This window comes from Streptomyces sp. C, assembly GCF_000158895.1.
Classification (GTDB): Bacteria; Actinomycetota; Actinomycetes; order Streptomycetales; family Streptomycetaceae; genus Streptomyces; species Streptomyces racemochromogenes.
Window position 1 is genome coordinate 3,903,701 of sequence record NZ_GG657750.1, and the last position, 15,928, is coordinate 3,919,628.

Sequence of the window (15,928 nt, forward strand, 5' to 3'; positions counted from 1 at the left end):
CCTACTGCTTGACCTGGTACGCCTGTTTGTCGACGAGCTTGCCGTCCTTGAAGCAGAACCGGAAAACGGTGTCGTCGGCGGACCACTCCGATTCGTCGCTGGAGAGCAGGGCCAGGCAGTCCGAGTCATCCGGCCGCGGCGGGCCCTTGCGGTCCATGCCCGCCGTCAGGACGCTGTCCCCGTTCGGCAGGCGCCCCCGCACCGACTCCTCGGACTCGCCCACGTGGACCGCGTCGTACTCCGCCCTGCCGATCATCGCCTTGTTCGCGGAGCCGACGAGCATCACCACCGCGGCCCCCATCACGATGATCAGCAGCACCACCGCAGCGACGGCGATCCCGCAGCCCATCGCCACGCCTCCGGTCCGGGTGCGCACCGGCACCGACAGCTCGCGGTCCAGCGCGGCCCAGTCCAGCGGCGGCGCGCCCTTCAGCGCCAGCGCCCGCGCCTGCGAACGCTGCCCGAAGTCGTCGGCCACGTCCTCGACGAGCCCGGCCGGCTCCGTCCCGTACGGCAGCACGCCCGCCACCCGGAACCCGCCGTCCTCGGTCGCCCCCGCGTGCACCATGCCGCCGACCAGCCGGGCCCGCTCCCGCAGCCCGGTCAGCCCCTGCCCGCCCGACACGACCTCGCCCGGAGCCCGGTCGGTCGCCGGACCGTTGGCGATCTCCACCACCAGCGAATCGTCCTCGTAGCGCAGCTCCACGGTGATCGGCGACCCCGGCGCGTGCTTGTAGGCGTTGGTCAGCGCCTCCTGCACGATCCGGTACGCCGCGTGGTCGCAGGCCGCGACCAGCGGCCGCGGCTGCCCCGCCGTGCCCAGCCGCACGTCGGTCCCCGCGGCCCGTGCCGCCTCCACGATCCCGGCGATCCCGGCCACCCCCCGCGCGGCCGGCTGCGCCTCCTCCACCGGCGCGGGCGCCTCCACCCCGTCGCGCAGGATCCCGACGACCTCGCGCAGCTCGTGCATGGCCGCCACCGAGGCCTGCCGCAGCACCCCCACCGCCTCGCGCTGGCGGTCGGTGAGCGCGGGGTCCACCTCCAGCGCCCCCGTGTGCACCGAGATCAGCGCCAGCTGGTGGCCCAGGCTGTCGTGCATGTCCTGGGCGATCCGCTGCCGCTCCCGCAGCCTGGCCTGCCCGGCGACCATGGTCCGCTCGCGCAGCAGCCGGTCGTTGCGCTCCTGGAGCGCGCTCAGCAGGGTCCGGCGCTGGTGCCAGTAGCGGCTGGCCAGACCCGGCATGACGGTCGCCGCGAGGAACAGCAGGGTGGAGAAGACGACCACCAGCACCGGCCGCATCTGCGCCCACTGGTCGACCAGGGTGAGGCCGATCACCGCGAGGAAGGCCAGCAGGAACGCGCCGAGCGCCCGGCCCACGCCGACGATCCGGCGGCCCGCGGACCAGCCCAGCACGACCGTCACGAGGAACACCCCGGGCAGCAGCGCGCTGGCCGCCGCACCCACCACCAGCGTGGTGGCCGGGAGCCTGCGGCGCAGCAGCATCAGCGACACCACGGCCACGACCCCGAGGGCCGTCTTCAGTCCGGAGCTGTTGCTGAGTTCGTCCACGCCGACACCGAACAGCGCCATCACCGCGGCGAGCGTCAGCTCCCCGGCCAGCATCCGCCGCGACCAGGGTTCCGGACCCTTCAGCCAGTCCCAGCCCGCACGCGTCCTCGCCTTGGCATCCACACGCCCGACCCTAGACACCGGCCCCCGCCGCCCGCCGTCTTCTTTCGTCGCGTCCCGCACGACGAAAGTCGTACGGGACCGGACATGCGAGAAGCCCCGATCCGGAGTCCGGATCGGGGCTTCCCCGATGTGGGCGAGGGGGGATTTGAACCCCCACGTCCCGAAGGACACTGGCACCTGAAGCCAGCGCGTCTGCCGTTCCGCCACTCGCCCGAGCAGCGTCCCAGTGGTTCTTCCCTTTCGGGCCGTTCCCCTGGCGACGTCGAAACATTAACACGTCGAACGGGCCGGATTGAAATCGCTTTCCCAGACCCCCCTCACGACGACCGGCACGGCCCCTCCCACTGTCCCCTCCGGGTGCGGGACACTGTCCCTGGCGCACCCCTACGATCCCTTGTGAGCACCAACACTCCTGCGCGCAGGACCGAAGGGGAACCAGCCGAATCCGCCACGCGTGGATACGATCAGTAAGCAGTACAGGGCGACAACGACGGAGGAGGTGCCCCATGGGAGTCCTGAAGCGTTTCGAGCAGCGCCTCGAAGGTCTGGTGAACGGCACCTTCGCCAAGGTGTTCAAGTCCGAGGTCCAGCCGGTGGAGATCGCCGGCGCCCTCCAGCGCGAGTGCGACAACAACGCCACGATCTGGAACCGCGAGCGGACCGTCGTACCCAACGACTTCATCGTGGAGCTCAGCGCCGGCGACTACGAGCGCCTGAGCCCCTACTCCGGTCAGCTCGGCGACGAACTCGCGGGCCTCGTACGCGACTACGCCAAGCAGCAGCGCTACAGCTTCATGGGCCCCATCAAGGTGCACCTGGAGAAGGCGGAAGACCTGGACACCGGCCTCTACCGGGTCCGCAGTCGCACCCTCGCCTCCAGCACCTCCCAGGACTCCCCCCAGGCCGCCCAGAGCGGGCAGGGCGGGCAGGGCGGATACGGCTACCCGCCGGTCGGCGCCCCGCCCATGCCCCCGGGCCCGCCTGCGGGCGGACCCGGCGCGCGCCCCGGCGCCGCGGCTCCCGGCGCCCCAGGGGCCACGCGCCGCTGGATCGAGATCAACGGCACCCGCCACCAGATCTCGCGCCCGACACTCGTACTCGGCCGCAGCACCGAGGCCGATGTGCGGATCGACGACCCCGGCGTGTCCCGCCGGCACTGTGAGATCCGGACCGGAACACCCCCGACGATCCAGGATCTCGGGTCCACCAACGGCATCGTGGTGGACGGGCAGCACACCACCCGCGCTACGCTCCGCGACGGCTCGCGGATCGTCGTGGGCAGCACCACCATCATTTACCGGCAAGCCGAAGGGTGAAGCGGGGGCAATGTCAGAGCTGACCCTGACGGTCATGCGGTTGGGTTTCCTGGCCGTTCTGTGGCTGTTCGTCATCGTGGCCGTTCAGGTCATCCGCAGCGACCTCTTCGGTACGCGCGTCACGCAGCGCGGCTCGCGCCGCGGTGGCGGCGCCGCCGGCGGTGCCGCGCAGCAGACGGGGCGCCAGACCGCGCCGCCCCAGCAGCGCCAGCGCAGGGGCGCGCCGACCAAGCTCGTCGTCTCCGAGGGCACCCTCACGGGCACCACGGTCGCCCTCGCCGGCCAGACGATCACGCTGGGCCGCGCCCACGACTCCACGATCGTGCTGGACGACGACTACGCCTCCAGCAGGCATGCCAGGATCTACCCCGACCGTGACGGCCAGTGGATCGTCGAGGATCTCGGGTCCACGAACGGCACGTACCTCGACCGGACCCGGCTGACCACCCCGACGCCCATTCCGCCGGGCGCCCCGATCCGCATCGGCAAGACCGTCATCGAGCTGCGGAAGTAGTACGAGAATGAGCGAGCGGAGCGAGCGAGCCGCGGCGGTCCGTCCCACCGGGGACACGGACCCGCGCGCGCTCCCGACCGGAGGGTGGGCAGTGTGGCTCGAGACCGGTTGTACCCCGAGGCGTCGACAGGGCAGGTGCGCATGAGTCTGTCCCTGCGTTTCGCCGCCGGATCGCACAAGGGGATGATCCGCGAGGGCAACGAGGACTCCGGCTACGCCGGTCCCCGGCTCCTCGCCGTCGCCGACGGCATGGGTGGCCAGGCAGCCGGCGAGGTCGCCAGCTCCGAGGTCATCTCCTCGCTCGTCCAGCTCGACGACGACGTCCCCGGCTCCGACATCCTCACCGCCCTCGGCATCGCCGTGCAGCGCGCCAACGACCAGCTGCGCGTCATGGTCGAGGACGACTCCCAGCTCGAAGGCATGGGCACCACGCTCACCGCCCTGCTGTGGACCGGCCAGCGCCTCGGTCTCGTGCACGTCGGCGACTCGCGCGCCTACCTGCTCCGCGACGGCGTCCTCACGCAGATCACCCAGGACCACACCTGGGTGCAGCGCCTCGTCGACGAGGGCCGGATCACCGAGGAGGAGGCGACCACCCATCCGCAGCGCTCCCTCCTCATGCGGGCCCTCGGCAGCGGCGACGTCGTGGAGCCGGACCTCTCCATCCGCGAGGTACGGGCCGGCGACCGCTACCTGATCTGCTCCGACGGCCTGTCCGGCGTGGTCTCCCACCAGACCCTGGAGGAGACCCTCGCCGACTACCACGGCCCGCACGAGACCGTGCAGTCCCTGATCCAGCTCGCCCTGCGCGGCGGCGGCCCGGACAACATCACCTGCATCGTCGCGGACGTCCTCGACACCGACAGCGGCGACACCATGGCCGCCCAGCTGAACGACACCCCGGTCGTCGTCGGCGCGGTCGCCGAGAACCAGCACCAGCTCTTCGACGGCAACGCCATGCAGACGCCGGCCGGGCGGGCCTCCGGGCTCGGCCGCCAGGCCCCGCCGCCCGCGGGTGCCTTCGGCCCTCCCGGCAGCGGCGAAGCCCCCGGCTACGGGTACCCCGACCAGGGCCAGGGCGGCGCACTGGGCAGCTTCGGCGAACCCGAGCCCTACGACGCCGACGGCAAGTACGAGGACACCTACGACCACCCGCGCAAGCGGCGCAGCAAAGGGCGCAAGTGGACCACGCGCACGCTGATCCTGCTGCTCGTGGCCGGTGTCGTCGGCGGCGGCCTGTACGCGGCACACCGGTGGACGCAGACGCAGTACTACGTCGGCGTCAAGGGTGACCACGTCGCGCTGTACCGCGGCCTCAGCCAGAACCTGGCCTGGATCCACCTCTCGCAGGTGGAGACGGACCACCCCGAGATCGAACTGAAGTACCTCCCGCCCTTCAAGCGCAAGCAGGTCGAGTCCACGATCAGCGAGAGCAGCATCGACGGCGCGCGCAAGAAGATCGAGGAGCTCGGGGTCCAGGTCTCCGCCTGCAAGCAGGACGAGGCCCGGCGCGCTTCCGAAGCCCAGGGCAACCAGACGCCCGGCCCCAGCCTGACTCCCGCGGAGCAGGCTGTCGTCGGCCAGTGCGAAAAGCAGTAGACATACGCGGGCACAGGGGGCCTGCCACACCATGAGCGTTGTCACCAACACGACCACCATCGGCGCCATCGAGGCGCCGAGCCGACGGAACACCGAGCTCCTGCTGCTCGCCTTCGCCGTGGTCATCCCGATCTTCGCCTACGCCAACGTGGGCCTGTCCATCCACGGCGACCTGCCCCCGGGCACGCTGCTCTACGGACTCGGCTTCGCCGTGCTCGCGGGCATCGGCCACCTCGTCGTCCGGCGGTACGCCAAGTACGCCGACCCGCTGCTGCTGCCGATCGCGACGCTGCTCAACGGGCTCGGCGTCGTCCTGATCTGGCGCCTGGACCAGTCGGAGCGGCTGCAGAACCTCGCCAAGCGCAGCTTCGGCACCTTCTCGGAGTCCGCGCCGCGCCAGATGATGTACACGGGGCTGGCCCTCGCCCTGTTCGCGGTCGTGCTGCTGGTCCTCAAGGACCACCGCGTGCTCCAGCGGTTCACGTACATCTCCATGGCCGGCGCCCTCGTCCTGCTGATCCTGCCCGTCATCCCGGGTCTGGGCGCGGACGTCTTCGGCGCCAAGATCTGGATCAGCGTCGGCGGCTTCTCCATCCAGCCGGGTGAGTTCGCGAAGATCGTCATCGCGATCTTCTTCGCCGGCTACCTGATGGTGAAGCGCGACGCGCTGGCCCTGGCCAGCCGCCGCTTCATGGGCCTCTACCTGCCGCGCGGCCGCGACCTCGGCCCGATCCTGATGATCTGGGCGATGAGCCTGCTCGTCCTCGTCTTCGAGAACGACCTCGGCACCTCGCTGCTGTTCTTCGGCATGTTCGTGATCATGCTGTACGTGGCCACCGAGCGGACCAGCTGGATCGTCATCGGTCTGCTCATGTCGGTCGGCGGTGCCACCGTCGTCGGCGCCACGGCCAGCCACGTCAAGGCCCGCGTCACCGCCTGGCTCGACCCCTTCGCCTGCTACTCCACGTCCGGCGCCTGCGAGCAGGTCGGCCAGTCGATCATGAGCTTCGGTTCCGGCGGGGTGCTCGGCACCGGCTGGGGCCAGGGCAACTCCGACCTGATCGGCTTCGCCGCCAACTCCGACTTCATCTTCTCCACCGTCGGCGAGGAACTCGGCCTGACCGGTGTCATGGCCTTCCTCCTGCTCTACGGCCTGATCATCGAGCGGGGTGTGCGCACCGCCCTCGCCGCGCGCGACCCCTTCGGCAAGCTGTTCGCCATCGGCCTCTCCGGCGCCTTCGCCCTGCAGATCTTCGTCGTCGCCGGCGGAGTCATGGGCCTCATCCCCCTCACCGGCATGACCATGCCCTTCCTCGCCTCCGGCGGTTCCTCCGTCCTGGCGAACTGGGTCCTCATCGCCATCCTCATCCGGATCAGCGACACCGCACGCCGACCTGCCCCGGCCCCCGCCCCGTCCCCCGACTCCGAGATGACCCAGGTGGTCCGCCCGTCATGAACAAGCCCCTGCGCCGCATCTCGCTGTTCTGCGGGCTGCTCGTCCTCGCCCTGCTGATCCGGACCAACTGGCTGCAGTACGTCCAGGCCGAGGAGCTCAGCACGCGCAAGGAGAACCGCCGGGTCCAGATCGCCCAGTACGCCACCGAGCGCGGCAACATCATCGTCCAGGGCGGCCAGCCGATCACCGGGTCCGCCGTCACCGCGGGCAGCGACTACAAGTACAAGCGGACCTACGTCGACGGCCCCCTGTGGGCGCCCGTCACCGGCTACGCCTCGCAGGCCTTCGGCTCCACCCAGCTGGAGTCCCTGGAGGACGGCATCCTCACCGGCAACGACGACCGGCTCTTCTTCGACCGCACCATCGGCATGTTCACCGGGGAGAAGAAGCGCGGCGGCAACGTCATCACCACGCTGAACCCCGCCGCCCAGAAGGCCGCCTTCGACCAGCTCGGCACCAAGAAGGGCGCGGTCGCGGCGATCGACCCGCGCACCGGCGCCATCCTGGCGCTGGTCAGCACCCCCTCGTACGACCCGTCCACCTTCGCCGGCAACTCCAAGGCCGACGAGAAGGCCTGGGTCGAGCTGAAGGACTCCGAGGACAAGAAGCTCGTCAACCGCGCCCTGCGCGAGACGTACCCGCCGGGCTCCACCTTCAAGGTGGTCACGGCCGCCGCCGCGCTGGAGAACGGCGTGGTCAGCGACATCAACGCGCCCACGGACACGCCCGAGCCGTACATCCTGCCCGGCACGAAGACCCCGATGGTCAACCACGCCACCGGCTGCGAGAAGGCGAGCCTGAACGACGCGCTGAAGGTCTCCTGCAACTCGGTCTTCGCGAACCTGGGCGACAAGGTCGGCCGCGACAAGATGGTCGAGACGGCCCAGAAGTTCGGCTTCAACAACGACAAGATCGACACCCCGGTCCGCGCCTTCGCCAGCGTCTACGACAAGACCATGGGCCGCGACGGCAACGCGCAGAGCTCCATCGGCCAGTTCAACACCGCGGCCACCCCGCTCCAGATGGCCATGGTCACCGCCGCCATCGCCAACGACGGCAAGCTGATGAAGCCGTACATGGTCGACCAGCTCACCGCGCCCGGCCTCGACACGATCGAGAAGCACGAGCCCTCCGAGATGAGCAAGCCCCTCAGCGCGGCGAACGCGCAGAAGGTCCAGCAGATGATGGTGAACGTCGTCGAGAACGGCACGGGAACCAAGGCCCAGATCAAGGGCGTCAAGGTAGGCGGCAAGACCGGTACCGCCCAGCACGGCGAGAAGAACGCCAAGCGCCCCTACGCCTGGTTCATCTCCTACGCCGAGCTCCCCGACGGCAGCTCGCCCGTCGCCGTGGCGGTCGTCATCGAGGACAGCGCGGCCGACCGTGAGGACATCAGCGGTGGCGGCCTGGCTGCACCCGTCGCGAAGGCCGTCATGGAAGCCGTCCTGAAGAACAAGGGATGAGTACCGGAGACAGGATCCGAGCGCTCGGTACCGGTCCGATATCAGCCTGTGGTCACGAACCGATCACCGTCGATCGGCCGGTAGCCTTGCCGCGAACAGCACACCGCCGGACCACACGCCGGTGCGGTCGGGACTGACGGAGAGGGCTGGAACGTTATGGAAGAGCCGCGTCGCCTCGGCGGCCGGTACGAGCTGAGCCACGTGCTCGGCCGCGGTGGCATGGCCGAGGTCTACCTCGGCCACGACACCCGGCTCGGCCGTACCGTAGCCGTCAAGACCCTGCGTGCCGACCTCGCCCGTGACCCGTCCTTCCAGGCCCGGTTCCGCCGCGAGGCCCAGTCGGCCGCCTCGCTGAACCACCCGGCGATCGTCGCCGTCTACGACACCGGCGAGGACTACGTCGACAACATCTCCATCCCGTACATCGTGATGGAGTACGTCGACGGCTCGACCCTGCGCGAGCTGCTGCACTCCGGCCGCAAGCTGCTCCCCGAGCGCACCCTCGAGATGTGCATCGGCATCCTCCAGGCCCTGGAGTACTCCCACCGCGCCGGCATCGTCCACCGCGACATCAAGCCCGCGAACGTGATGCTCACCCGGACGGGCCAGGTCAAGGTCATGGACTTCGGCATCGCCCGGGCCATGGGCGACTCCGGCATGACCATGACGCAGACGGCAGCCGTGATCGGCACCGCCCAGTACCTCTCCCCGGAGCAGGCCAAGGGCGAGCAGGTCGACGCGCGCTCCGACCTCTACTCCGCCGGCTGCCTGCTCTACGAGCTGCTGTGCGTCCGTCCCCCGTTCGTCGGCGACTCCCCGGTGGCCGTCGCGTACCAGCACGTGCGCGAGGAGCCCCAGCCCCCGTCGAACTTCGACCCCGAGATCACGCCGGTGATGGACGCCATCGTCCTCAAGGCCCTGGTCAAGGACCCCGACTACCGCTACCAGTCCGCCGACGAGATGCGGGCCGACATCGAGGCCTGCCTGGAGGGCCAGCCCGTCGCCGCGACCGCCTCCATGGGCGCCGCCGGCTACGGCTACCCCGACCAGGGCGGCTACGGGCACCAGGGCTACGACCAGCCCACCACCGCCCTGCGCTCCCCGGACGCCGGCCAGACCTCGATGATGCCGCCGATGCCCCCCGGGGGCGGCGACGGCAACTACGCGTACGACGGCCAGGGCCACGGCGGCTACGACCAGGGCCACGGGCGCCGCCAGCAGAAGAAGAGCCGGGCCTCGACGATCCTGCTGGCGGTCGCCGCCGTCCTCGTCCTGGTCGGCGCGATCCTCATCGGCAAGACCATCTTCAACAGCACGGCGGACAACCGCCCCGCCGTGCCCAAGTTCGTCGGCCAGACCTTCGAGCAGGCGCAGAGCAGCGCCAAGAACATGGGCCTCGGTCTGGAGAAGGAGGCCGAGGAGCCCTGCGCGGACCAGCCCAAGGGCAACATCTGCTCGCAGAACCCGGCACCCGACACCAAGGTCGACAAGGGCACCACGGTCAAGGTCAAGGTGTCCTCGGGCGCTCCCAAGGTCGCGGTCCCCGACGTCACGCGGCTGAAGTTCGAGGACGCCGAGTCGAGCCTGAAGTCGAAGAAGTTCCAGGTCGAGAAGAAGCTCGTCGAGTCCGACACCGCCGCGCCCGGCACCGTGCTGGAGCAGAACCCCAAGAGCGGCAGCCAGGCCGAGCAGGGTTCCGTGATCACCCTCCAGGTCGCCAAGGAAGTCGCCAAGGGCGTCGTCCCCGACCTCAAGGGCATGAACAAGGCAGCAGCGACGAAGGCCCTCGCGGACGCCAAGCTGAAGCTCGGCAGCACGACCGAGGTCGACTCCCCGGGAGCCGCGCCGCAGACGATCGTGGCGCAGCAGTACGAGCCCGGTCAGCAGCTCCCCAAGGACACCCCGGTCAACGTCAGCATCTCCAAGGCGTCGGCCCAGCCGACCGTGGTCCCGCCGCTGGCCGGCCAGACCGTGGCACAGGCCAAGAACACCCTCAAGGCGGCCAACCTGACCTTCGGGGCGGTCCTGGGCGGGCCGACGGACGACAACGCCGTGATCATGGCCTCCGAGCCGGCTGTGTCCCAGCCGGTCCCGGCGGGCACGGTCGTCAACGTTCGGACGATGGCCAACCCCAGCCAGCCGCAGGACGGCGGCCAGCAGGGCGGAGGCTGGTTCGGCGGCCTCACGGGCGGCAACCGCCGCTAGGCAGTACCTGAAACGGCCCTGGCCCCCTCCAAGAGGGGGCCAGGGCCGTTTCACCGGGGGCACCTCCCAGCGGTAGCCGGGGGAGAAACACCGGGGGACGATCGATCCCCGTCAGCGCAGCTCCGCCGGCTTGGTGCGCTTGTCGTCCACCTTCTCCGTCCGCACCAGCTCGCCCCAGACGATGTAGCGGTACTTCGAGGTGTAGACCGGGGTGCAGGTCGTCAACGTGATGTAGCGGCCCGGGGCGGTCTTGCCCGACTGCTTCGGAACCGGGTTGATCACGTCCGTGTTGTACTTCGAGGTCTGGGCCAGCTCGGCGAAGACCTTGTAGACGTACCAGGTGTCCTTGGTCTCGAAGACGATCGCGTCGCCGTTCTTCACCTTGTCGATGTTGTGGAACTTCGCCCCGTGCCCGTCGCGGTGCGCGGCCAGCGCGAAGTTGCCCTTGTCGTCCCAGGGCAGCGCGGACTTCACCGGGTCCAGGTAGTACCCGGCCACGCCGTCGTTCAGGACGTCCGGCGAGGTGCCCTCCTTGACCAGCACCTCTCCGTTCTTCATCGCGGGCACGTGCAGGAAACCGACCCCGTCCCCGGTGTCCAGGGCGCCCGGCCGCACCGGACCGCTCGCCGAGGGCGAGGGGCTGCCCCAGCGCTGGCGGATCTCGTCGCCGCGCGCCGAGGCCTGCCGGTCGGCGAGGACGTTGGTCCACCAGAGCGAGTACGCCACGAACAGGCCCAGGACCAGGCCCACCGTGATCAGGAGCTCGCCCAGCAGGCTCAGGGCCCCCGCGATCACACTGCGGTCGGCGGGCGGCGGTGCGGAACGGCGGCGGGCACGAGACACTGCGGGTTCGTCCTTACGGGCTGGTCAGTGCGGGCGGGGCGCCCTGGTTTCGGGGGCGCTCATCGGTCATCCTGCCCCATACGATCATCCGGTAGGTGCTGGTGAACTCCGGTGTGCAGGTCGTCAGCGTGATGTAGCGGCCCGGTCCGGTGAATCCTGAGCCCTCCGGCACCGGCTTGATCACCGCCACGTTCGCCGGCGAGGTCTGCGGCAGCGACGAGGTCATCTGGTACGTGTAGTACGCGTCCCGGGTCTCCACGACGATCGGGTCGCCCGGCACCAGCTGGTTGATGTAGCGGAACGGTTCCCCGTGGGTGTTGCGGTGTCCGGCGACCGCGAAGTTCCCCTGCTTGTCGGAGGGCATCGCCGTCTTCAGGGCCCCCTCGCCGTAGTGGCCGGCCATCCCCTTGTCGAGGACCTTCGCCTTGCTGATGCCCTCGGCCACCGGCCACCTTCCAGGTCCCAGCCTCGGGATGTGCAGGATCGCGAAAGCCCTGGCCGGGCTCGAAAGCCGCCACGGGCGGCGGCGCGCCCGTCAGCCGGCGGGTGTTCCCAGGTCTGCTGGAGCGACCCCGCGGCCCCGTCGGCCGCCCGCTCCGCCAGGACGTTCGTGTACCAGAGCTGGTAGGTGACGAAGAGCAGCATCACCACGCCGGCGGTGATGAACAGCTCGCCGACGGCCCGGCTGAGCACCACCACCGGCCCGCCGCCGCGCGGACGGGCGCGCCTGCGGCCCCGTCCGCTCCCGCCTCGCCGGCGGGAGCGCGCGTGCGAGCGCTTCGCGGCCTCCTGCGCAGCCCTGCGCCGCGCGGCCCGGCCCTCGCTGGGCGCGGACGGCGCGACCGCCGTCACGCGACGGCCTTGCCCACCACCGGGGCCAGCCCCACCGACCGCTCGACGGCTCCGGCGTCACCGCAGCGCACGAGCCAGTTCGCGAGCATCCGGTGGCCCCACTCGGTCAGCACCGACTCGGGGTGGAACTGGACGCCCTCCACGTCGTGCTCCCGGTGCCGCAGGCCCATGATGATCCCGTCCTCGGTGCGCGCGGTCACCTCCAGCACGTCGGGCAGGGTCGCCGGCTCGGCCGCGAGCGAGTGGTAGCGCGTCGCGGTGAACGGCGACGGCAGTCCGGCGAAGACGCCGAGCCCCTCGTGGACCACGGGCGAGGTCTTGCCGTGCAGCAGCTCGGGGGCTCGGTCGACGACGCCGCCGTAGGCGACCGCCATGGACTGCATGCCGAGGCAGACGCCGAAGACGGGCACGCCCGTGTCGGCGCAGTGCCGGACCATGTCTACGCAGACGCCCGCCTCTTCCGGCGTGCCGGGGCCGGGGGAGAGCAGGACGCCGTCGAAGCCGTCCTGTGCGTGCGCGAGCTCCACCTCGTCGTTGCGCAGCACCTCGCATTCGGCGCCGAGCTGGTAGAGGTACTGGACCAGTGGACCAGATTGAAGACAAAGCTGTCGTAGTTGTCGACAACCAGAATGCGCGCGCTCACGGAGTGGCTCCCGATCCCTCGTCCCCCGTCACATCGTTGAACGGAAGGAGCGCCTCGGGCCCACGGGAACACGTACTGGAACAGCACGGACCCCCCCCCCCCAGGACCAGTACGAGGGAGATCAGCGCGCGCACCCACGCGTTGCCCCGGCAAGATGCCCCCCAGATCCAGCCGTACATTGCGTCCGTTTCCTTCGTCGTCCACGTTCGTTGCTCGCACCGCGGGGGCGGTACCGCAACAGCCTAAGGGCCCGGGGCCCCGCGGCGGGGGTCAGCGGGGCAATCACCCGCTCCCGGCGGGCCGGGTGCCGGTGAGCTCCGCCCAGACCACCAGGCGGTGGCTGTGCCCCCACTCGGGATCGCAGGTGGTGAGGGTGAGGTACTTGCCGGGGGTGGCGAACGGGGACCGGCGGGGCACCGGCGCGACCACCCCGGTCTCGGTGGGCAGGACGCGCAGCGGCGCGGCCCGGACGGTGTACGTGTACCAGCCGGGTGGCGTCCCGGACGGTCACGGTGTCCCCGGGCCGCAGCTCGGGGATGTCCTTGAAGGGGTCGCCGTAGGTGCGCCGGTGCCCGGCCACCGCGAAGTTGCCGTCGTCTCCGGGGCGGGCGGAGCCGGTGTAGTGGCCGAGGCCCTTCTTCAGCGGTTCGGGGTCGGTGCCCTCCAGGACGGGCCTGCTCCAGTCCTTGCCGAAGCGGGGGACGTACAGCTCGGCGAAGGCCCGCCCCGGCTCGTAGGGGGCGGGATCCCGCCGCTCCGGGGCCGGCCCGGCACCGGACGGGGCAGCGGGGGCCGCCGCCGGGGCGGACGCCGCCCAGCGGTCGCGCAGCCGGTCGCGCTCGGCCGCCGCGGCCCGGTCGGCCTTGACCCCGGTCCACAGCAGTACGTACGCCGTGAACAGGACGATCAGCGTCCCGGCGGTCAGGCACACCTCGCTGAACGTCCGTACCACCAGGCGCAGTACGACGTCAGGGCGCGGCGGACTCCAGCGGCTTCGCATAGTGGAGGTCCACTGTGCCGGAGTAGCCGGGCAGTGTCAGCCGCTTGTCCTCCTCCACTTTCCAGCCGAGCCCGTACGCGTTGACGTACAGCAGGTAGTTCTGGATGGCGGGGGAGGCGTTGACCGCCTTGCGCAGGGCGGCCGGGTCGCCGACGGCGGAGACCTTGTAGGGGGGCGAGTAGACGCGGCCCTGGAGGATCAGGGTGTTGCCGACGCAGCGCACCGCGCTGGTGGCGATCAGCCGCTGGCCCATGACCTCGATGCCCTCGGCGCCGCCCAGCCACAGCGCGTTCACCACGGCCTGGAGGTCCTGCTGGTGGATCACCAGGTCGTTGGGCTGGGGTTCGGGGACGCCGGGGACGCGGGCGGTGGCGTTGGGCGGCGCGTCGTTGAGGGTGACCGTCAGACCCCGGCCGGTGAGCTCCTCGGTGCCGGAGGCGGTGCGCAGGGCGGCGAGTTTGGCCTCCTCGGCCTTGGTGCTGCCGTTGTCGCGCTCGGCGAGGGCGTCGACCTGGTCGCGCGCGGTGGCGGCGGTCTTCTCCAGCTCGGCGTTCTTGGCACTGCGCTCGTGGATGAGGTCGGACAGCTTCAGCAGCGAGGCGTCCGTCCGGATGTTCGTACCCTTGGAGGTGTTGAAGCTGGTGACGAAGATGAGGCCGGCGAGGGCGAAGACGGCGGCCGTCAGCAGCCGGACGGGCCTGGCCCGGCGGCGGGCACCCGTGGAGGAGTCGTCGGAATTGCTCAACGTACCCTTCTCCTTCAACGCCAGAGGTCCACTACGCTAACGGACGCCCGGGGCAGGCAAGGTCCCCAGCGCATCGACAGGAGAGCCCCTCGTGCCGAAGTCACGTACCCGCAAGAAGGACGACTACACGCCGCCGCCGGCGAAGCAGGCGCAGGCGATCAGGCTGACGAACCGCAGCTGGGTCGCCCCGGTCATGCTGGCCTTCTTCCTCATCGGCCTCGCGTGGATCGTGGTCTTTTTCTTGACCGATACCCAGATGCCGGTGGAGGCGCTGGGCAACTGGAACATCGTGGTCGGCTTCGGCTTCATCGCGGCCGGTTTCGGCGTCTCGACCCAGTGGAAGTAGGGGCCGGCACCCTACTCGGATAGCCGAGCGGCGCAAGCTCTCCCCATGAGTTATCCACAGCGTCATCCACACCTGAGGAAAAGACAGAAGATCTGTGGATAACTCTGTGGAGAGTTGACGCCGGTGTGATCAGGTGAGTTCGGCCGTCCGGACGACGACCACGGCCACGGCCAGCAGGAACACCACCGCACAGGCCGCCGTCTGGACGAACGCCCGTCTGCGGCCCGCGGCGGGTACGAGCAGGCCGAGCGCCACCAGCGCGCCGGTCACCAGACCGCCGATGTGCGCCTGCCAGGACACCGACAGCCCCCCGAAGGGCACGAAGGTCACCAGCAGCATCAGACCGAGCGTGACCAGCACCGGCCGCATCTCGTAGCGGAGCCGGCGGGCGAGCACCACCGTGGCGCCGAGCAGGCCGCAGACGGCGCCGGAGGCGCCGAGGGTCGGGGTGTTCGGCGCGGTCAGCAGATAGACGAGGGCGCTGCCGCCCAGTCCGGACAGCAGGTAGAGCGCGAGGTAGCGGACGCGGCCGAGGGCCGCCTCCAGCGGGCCGCCGATCACCCACAGGGCGAGCATGTTGCCGAAGATGTGCCACCACTCGACGTGCAGGAACACCGAGGTCAGCAGGCGGTGGTACTGCCCGGTGGAGATTCCCTCCTCGGGTGCCCCGTAGTACTCCACGTAGCGGCCGAGCAGCTCCAGGCCGATCGCCAGGCCGGGCATCGCGAGGACGGCGAGGAACACCGCCGCGTTGATCCCGATCAGGATCTTGGTGACGAGCTGGGGATCGCCGGTCACCAGTCCGCCCGCGACCGTGCGCGGGGCGTTGGCCCCGGCGGAGTGCCCGGTACCGGAGCCTCCCCGGACGCATTCGGGGCACTGGAAGCCCACCGAGGCACTGATCATGCACTCGGGGCAGATGGGCCGCTCGCAGCGGGTGCAGCTGATCCCCGTGTCGCGGTCCGGGTGGCGGTAGCAGCCCGGCAGACGGTCGGTGTCCATCGGTCCCCTCGATCGGCGGTGTGACGGGGCCCGCGCCCCGCCGTTCCGGTACACATCGAGTACGGACGGGCGGGTCCCCAAGGTTCCCGCCCTGCCGTCCTTCCCGTCAGCGGCGCTCGATCGAGACCGACTGGATGATCACGTCGTCCAGCGGCCGCTCGGTGCGCGGGTTGGTGGGGCCGGAGGCGATGGCGTCGACGACCTTGCGGCTCGCCGCGTCGGTGACCTCGCCGAAGATGCTGTGCTTGCGG

Annotated in this window: 12 protein-coding genes, 1 tRNA gene and 4 pseudogenes; 7 read left to right on the plus strand and 10 right to left on the minus strand. The window is 70.5% G+C overall.

The annotated features are described in order from the left end of the window. Position 1 precedes the first annotated feature (1 nt). Together SSNG_RS17465 and SSNG_RS17470 are read right to left on the minus strand one after the other, a co-directional pair. Entirely contained in the window at positions 2-1,693 is a 1,692-nt protein-coding gene (locus SSNG_RS17465) for a sensor histidine kinase (RefSeq protein WP_007265195.1), read from the minus strand. Between the two features lie 130 nt (positions 1,694-1,823). Continuing rightward, positions 1,824-1,906: transfer RNA gene (locus tag SSNG_RS17470), tRNA-Leu, on the minus strand. A gap of 293 nt (positions 1,907-2,199) precedes the next feature. Here SSNG_RS17470 and SSNG_RS17475 point away from each other — a divergent pair. The 6 genes from SSNG_RS17475 to pknB all read left to right on the plus strand — a co-directional run bounded on the left by SSNG_RS17475 (position 2,200) and on the right by pknB (position 10,246). Beyond that, positions 2,200-3,009 carry a DUF3662 and FHA domain-containing protein gene (locus tag SSNG_RS17475; RefSeq protein WP_007265196.1) on the plus strand — a complete coding sequence of 270 codons (810 nt, stop codon included), beginning with the start codon at positions 2,200-2,202 and terminating at the stop codon, positions 3,007-3,009. Positions 3,010-3,019: 10 nt separating this feature from the next. Next, positions 3,020-3,523, plus strand: coding sequence for an FHA domain-containing protein (locus SSNG_RS17480; RefSeq protein ID WP_007265197.1), 504 nt, complete (start codon positions 3,020-3,022; stop codon positions 3,521-3,523). Between the two features lie 141 nt (positions 3,524-3,664). Further along, positions 3,665-5,122 carry a PP2C family serine/threonine-protein phosphatase gene (locus SSNG_RS17485; protein WP_042801240.1) on the plus strand — a complete coding sequence of 486 codons (1,458 nt, stop codon included), beginning with the start codon at positions 3,665-3,667 and terminating at the stop codon, positions 5,120-5,122. A gap of 31 nt (positions 5,123-5,153) precedes the next feature. After that, positions 5,154-6,578, plus strand: a complete 1,425-nt coding sequence (locus SSNG_RS17490; RefSeq protein ID WP_007265199.1) for an FtsW/RodA/SpoVE family cell cycle protein — start codon at positions 5,154-5,156, stop codon at positions 6,576-6,578. Further along, the gene (locus tag SSNG_RS17495; protein ID WP_007265200.1) at positions 6,575-8,041 is read left to right on the plus strand and encodes a penicillin-binding protein 2; all 1,467 of its coding nucleotides are present in this window, start codon (positions 6,575-6,577) and stop codon (positions 8,039-8,041) included. Before SSNG_RS17490 ends, SSNG_RS17495 begins: the two co-directional genes overlap by 4 nt. Before the next feature lie 156 nt (positions 8,042-8,197). Next, entirely contained in the window at positions 8,198-10,246 is a 2,049-nt protein-coding gene (gene pknB / locus SSNG_RS17500; RefSeq protein WP_007265201.1) for a Stk1 family PASTA domain-containing Ser/Thr kinase, read from the plus strand. A 111-nt stretch (positions 10,247-10,357) separates the two neighbouring features. Here pknB and SSNG_RS17505 read toward each other — a convergent pair whose 3' ends face one another. From SSNG_RS17505 to SSNG_RS17525, 6 genes and pseudogenes are all read right to left on the minus strand, one after another. Further along, entirely contained in the window at positions 10,358-11,089 is a 732-nt protein-coding gene (locus SSNG_RS17505; RefSeq protein ID WP_007265203.1) for a class E sortase, read from the minus strand. Positions 11,090-11,102: 13 nt separating this feature from the next. Then, complete coding sequence (locus SSNG_RS17510; RefSeq protein ID WP_241695074.1) at positions 11,103-11,534, minus strand: class E sortase; 432 nt, start codon at positions 11,532-11,534, stop codon at positions 11,103-11,105. A 403-nt stretch (positions 11,535-11,937) separates the two neighbouring features. Further along, a pseudogene (locus SSNG_RS17515) lies at positions 11,938-12,584 on the minus strand (aminodeoxychorismate/anthranilate synthase component II). Continuing rightward, positions 12,581-12,763: pseudogene (locus tag SSNG_RS43885) on the minus strand (hypothetical protein). The pseudogenes SSNG_RS17515 and SSNG_RS43885 overlap by 4 nt, the downstream one beginning before the upstream one ends. Positions 12,764-12,866: 103 nt before the next feature. Then, positions 12,867-13,584, minus strand: a pseudogene (locus SSNG_RS17520) (class E sortase). After that, positions 13,553-14,329 carry a DUF881 domain-containing protein gene (locus SSNG_RS17525; RefSeq protein ID WP_007265208.1) on the minus strand — a complete coding sequence of 259 codons (777 nt, stop codon included), beginning with the start codon at positions 14,327-14,329 and terminating at the stop codon, positions 13,553-13,555. Before SSNG_RS17525 ends, SSNG_RS17520 begins: the two are co-directional and overlap by 32 nt. A gap of 91 nt (positions 14,330-14,420) precedes the next feature. Here SSNG_RS17525 and crgA point away from each other — a divergent pair, with 91 nt between their 5' ends. Further along, positions 14,421-14,675: a cell division protein CrgA gene (crgA, locus tag SSNG_RS17530; RefSeq protein WP_007265209.1), complete on the plus strand. Its 255-nt coding sequence runs from the start codon at positions 14,421-14,423 to the stop codon at positions 14,673-14,675. Positions 14,676-14,804: 129 nt separating this feature from the next. On the opposite strand, the gene SSNG_RS17535 is transcribed toward crgA, so the two are convergent. Together SSNG_RS17535 and SSNG_RS43890 are read right to left on the minus strand one after the other, a co-directional pair. Next, entirely contained in the window at positions 14,805-15,677 is an 873-nt protein-coding gene (locus tag SSNG_RS17535) for a rhomboid family intramembrane serine protease (protein WP_007265210.1), read from the minus strand. Between the two features lie 106 nt (positions 15,678-15,783). Beyond that, positions 15,784-15,928: pseudogene (locus SSNG_RS43890) on the minus strand (peptidylprolyl isomerase); the annotation flags it as partial.